General features: G+C 75.0%; 1 protein-coding gene. It reads left to right on the plus strand.

Annotated elements, in window-relative coordinates; translation table 11 throughout:
• Positions 1-14: 14 nt before the first annotated feature.
• The coding region (locus tag AB0D10_RS45730; protein ID WP_360268874.1) for a beta-ketoacyl synthase N-terminal-like domain-containing protein at positions 15-4,871 on the plus strand (4,857 nt) is incomplete at its 3' end.

Raw genomic sequence — 4,871 nt, forward strand, 5'->3', positions numbered from 1 at the left:
TGGACGACGGCGTCGTGAGCGCGCTGACGCCCGAGCGGCTGTCGGGCGTCCTTCGCCCGAAGGTGGACGCGGCGTGGAACCTGCACGAGCTGACCGAGGACCAGGACCTCAAGGCCTTCGTCCTGTTCTCCTCCATCTCCGGCGTGATGGGTACGGCGGGCCAGGGCAACTACGCGGCGGCGAACGTCTACCTGGACGCGCTGGCGCACTGGCGCCGCCGGCAGGGCCTGCCCGCGCAGTCCCTGGGCTGGGGAGCCTGGGTGCCCACCGCCGGCATGACCGGGACTCTCTCCGAAGCCGACCTGCACCGCATCCACGCCTCCGGCGTCCCGCCCCTCACCGAAGAGGACGGTCTCGCCCTGCTGGACGCCGCCATGTCCCTCGACGAGCCCTACCTGGTCGCGACCGGCCGCATGGCCGCCGGCGCTCGCCCACGTGGCGAGGTGCCCACGATGTTCCGCGCCCTCCTGCCCGCCGCGCGCCGTACCGCCGTCAGCACCACGGGCGCGGGTGCCGCTCTCGCCGCCCGTCTCGTCGAGCTGCGCGAGACCGACCGGCTGCGCCACGTCGTCGACCTCGTCCGTGCGGAGGCGGCCGGCGTCCTCGGCCACGCCTCGGGCCAAGCGGTCGCCCCCGGAAGGGAGTTCCGGGACCTCGGATTCGACTCCCTCACCGCGATCGAGCTGCGCAACCGCCTCGCCGACGTCACCGGGCTCCGGCTCCCGGCGACCATGGTCTTCGACTACCCGACCCCGCACGCGCTCGCCGCGCACCTCCTCGGGGAACTCCTCGGCGAAGAGGACGACGTGGTGACTCCGGAGGCCGCCACCCGCGCCGACGCCGGGGAGCCGATCGCGATCGTCGGCATGGCCTGCCGCCTGCCCGGCGGAGTGCGGACACCCGAGGACCTCTGGCGGCTCCTGAGCGATGGCCGCGACGGCATCACCGACTTCCCGACCGACCGAGGCTGGGACCTCGACGCACTGTTCGGCACCGGCCACGGCGTGAGCGCCACCCGCCAGGGCGGCTTCCTCGCCGGCCTCGGGGACTTCGACGCCGGCTTCTTCGGGATCTCGCCGCGCGAGGCTCTCGCGATGGACCCGCAGCAGCGCCTGCTGCTGGAGACGTCCTGGGAGGCGTTCGAACGGGCGGGCATCGACCCGACGGCGCTGCGCGGCACCCGCACCGGCGTCTTCGTCGGCACGACCGGACAGGACTACGCCTCGCTGGTGATGAACTCCCGGGACGAGGTCGAGGGCCACGCGAGCACCGGGCTGGCCAACAGCGTGATCTCGGGCCGGGTGTCGTACTGCTTCGGCCTGGAGGGCCCCGCGCTCACGATCGACACCGCGTGCTCCTCCTCGCTCGTGGCGATGCACCTGGCCGCGCAGTCCCTCGGCAGCGGTGAGTGCACCCTGGCGCTGGCCGGCGGCGTGACCGTCCTGTCCACGCCGATGAGCTTCCTCGGCTTCACCCGCCAGGGCGGACTGGCCACGGACGGGCGCTGCAAGGCGTTCGCGGACGGCGCCGACGGGACGGGCTGGTCGGAGGGCGCCGGTGTGCTGGTGCTGGAGCGGCTCTCGGACGCCCGCCGCAACGGGCACCCGGTGCTGGCCGTCGTTCGCGGATCGGCCGTCAACCAGGGCGGTGCGTCGAACGGCCTGACGGCGCCCAACGGCCCGTCCCAGCAGCGGGTGATCCGCCAGGCCCTCGCCAACGCGGGGCTTTCGCCCGCCGAGGTCGACGCCGTCGAGGCGCACGGCACGGGGACCACGCTGGGCGACCCGATCGAGGCCCAGGCCCTGCTCGCGACCTACGGGCAGGACCGCGAACGGCCGCTGTTCCTCGGCTCGGTGAAGTCCAACCTCGGGCACACCCAGGCGGCGGCCGGGGTCGCGGGCGTCATCAAGATGGTGGAAGCCATGCGCGCGGGCGTGCTGCCGAAGACGCTGTACGTCGACGCGCCGTCCTCGCACGTCGACTGGTCGACGGGCGCGGTGGAGCTCCTGACGGAGGCGCGCGACTGGCCGGAGGCCGGTCACCCGCGCCGGGCCGGGGTCTCGTCGTTCGGGATCAGCGGGACGAACGCCCATGTGATCGTGGAGCATGCGCCCGTGGTGGATCAGGCCGGGGAGCCGGGCGTCGTGCCGGCTGTCGTGCCGTGGGTGGTCTCGGGGGCGTCGGAGGCCGCGCTGAACGCACAACTGGCCGGACTCGCGGGGGCGGCCGGTTCGCCGCTGGACGTCGGGCTGTCGCTGGCGGGGCGGTCGCGATTCGGGCACCGGGCGGTGCTGGTGGACGGTGCGGAGGTGGCACGCGGCGCGGCGGGGGAGCGCAGGCTCGCGCTGCTGTTCTCCGGGCAGGGGTCGCAGCGGTTGGGGATGGGGCGGGAGTTGTATGCCAGGTTCCCGGTGTTCGCCGAATCCTTCGACGCGGTGTGCGCCGAGCTGGACTCGTCTCTGCGCGAGGTGGTGTGGGGCGAGGACGAGGGGCTGATCAACCGGACGGCTTACGCCCAGGCGGGGTTGTTCGCGGTCGAGGTGGCGTTGTTCCGTCTGCTCGAATCGTTGGGCGTGGAGTCGGAGTTCGTGGCCGGGCACTCGATCGGTGAGGTGGCGGCCGCGCATGTGGCCGGGGTGTTCTCGCTGGAGGATGCCTGCACGCTGGTGCGTGCCCGCGGCCGTCTGATGCAGGCGCTACCGTCGGGTGGCGCGATGCTCGCGGTGCCGGCGACGGAGGACGAAGTCCGGCCGTTGCTGGGCAAGTTCGTGTCGATCGCCGCCGTCAACGGCCCGTCGTCCGTCGTCGTGTCCGGCGCCGAGGGAGCTGTCGAGGAGATCCGCGCGCACTTCGCCGACCGCAAGACGACGCGGCTCAGGGTCTCCCACGCCTTCCACTCGCCGCTCATGGACCCGATGCTCGACGGCTTCCGGGCCGTCCTCGACGGGCTGACCTACCACGCGCCTTCGATCCCCGTCGTCTCCAACCTGACCGGCGCCCTCGCCGACCCCGACGATCTCCGCACCCCCGACTACTGGGTCCGCCACGCCCGCGAGGCCGTCCGCTTCGCCGGCGGCGTCCGCGCCCTCGACGCGGCCGGCGCGACGGACTACCTGGAGCTCGGCCCCGGCGGCGTCCTCACCGCCCTCGCCGCACAGACCCTCGACGAGGGTGCCGACCACGTCGCGGCCCCGGCGTTGCGCGCCGACCGGCCGGAGGAGGGCACCCTGCTGACCGCGCTCGCCCGCCTCCACGTCGTCGGCGTCCCCGTCGACTGGGCCCGGGTCTTCGACGACACCGGCGCCCGGCGGGTCGACCTGCCGACCTACGCCTTCCAGTACGAGCGCTACTGGCCCACCCCGGCCGCGCGCACCGGTGACGTGACCGGCGCGGGCCTGCGGCCGGCCGAACACCCGCTGCTGGGCGCGGTGGTCTCCCCGGCCGACTCGGGCAGCGTGCTGCTGACCGGTCGGCTGTCGGTCAGGGCGCAGCCGTGGCTGGCCGACCACCGGGTGGCCGGCGTCGCTGTGTTCCCGGGGACCGGGTTCCTGGAGTTGGCCGTCCGGGCCGCGGACCAGGTGGGCTGCGACCGGGTCGAGCGGTTGACGCTCACCGATCCGCTCGCGTTGCCCGAGGACGGCGCCGTCGTCGTCCAGCTGGTGGCCGGCGCCCCGGACGCGGCCGGGACGCGTCCGCTGAGCTGCTACGCCAGGCCGGAGGACACGGTGGACGGTGCGTGGACCTGCCACGCCACCGGCACGCTGGCCATCGGCGAGCGCGAGGGCGGCTTCGACGCCTCCGTGTGGCCCCCGGCGGACGCGGTGGCCGTGGACCCGGAGTCCTGCCACGAGCCGCTGGACCACGGCCCGGCGTTCCGCACTCTGCAGGCCGTGTGGCGGCGGGGCGACGAGGTGTTCGCCGAGGCGGTCCTGCCGGGCCGGGCCGAGGATGCGGCACCGTACGGGCTGCACCCGGCGCTGTTGGAGGCGGCTGTCCAGATCGCGGCCCTGACCAGGGCGGACGACGACGGGCGGCTGGTGCCCGTTGACTGGCACGAGGTGGCGCTGCACGCGGCCGGCGCGGCCGTCGTCCGGCTGCGGGTCGCCCCGGCCGGCGAGGACGCGGTCGAGGTCGAGGTCGTGGACGCGGCGGGCGGGCCCGTGCTGTCGGCGGGGTCGCTGACGCTGGGCGAGCCGGCCGCCGTGGCCGGGCGGGCCGGGTCGGCCGGGGCGCTGCTACGGCTGGACTGGGTGGACGTCCCGGCGCGTGCCACCGGGCCGGCGCGGGCACTCACGCTGGGCGAGGACGTGCCGTCGCTCGCCGACCTGACCGGCGAGGTGCCGGACATCGTGCTCGTGCCCGTGGCGGGCGGCGAGTCGCCCGAGGCCGTGCACGAGGTGACGGCGTGGGCGTTGAGCCTGGTGCAGGAGTGGCTGGCCGAGCCGCGTTTCGCGGACGCGCGTCTGGTGTTCACGACCCGGGGCGCGGTGCCGGGCGGCGAGGTCGCGGACCTGGCCGGCGGAGCGGTCTGGGGCCTGGTGCGGGCGGCGGAGGCGGAGAACCCGGGCCGGTTCGCCCTGCTCGACGTCGAGCGAGAGTCGGACGTGACGGCGGCACTGCCCGCTCTCGGGGCACAAGCGGACGGTGGAGACTTCCAGTTCACCGCCCACGCCGGAGCCGTGCGGGTGGGCAGACTGGCCCGGGTGGCGGGCGGCGGGTCGTCCGCGGGCTGGGGCTCGGGGACGGTGGTGATCACGGGTGGGACCGGTGGTCTGGGTCGGCTCGTCGCGCGGCATCTGGTGGCGGAACACGGCGTCCGGGACCTGTTGTTGCTGAGCCGGCGCGGGGGCGTCGGCGCGTGGCTGGAGGAG

It is taken from the genome of Kitasatospora sp. NPDC048545, from assembly GCF_040651155.1.
Lineage (GTDB): Bacteria > Actinomycetota > Actinomycetes > Streptomycetales > Streptomycetaceae > Kitasatospora.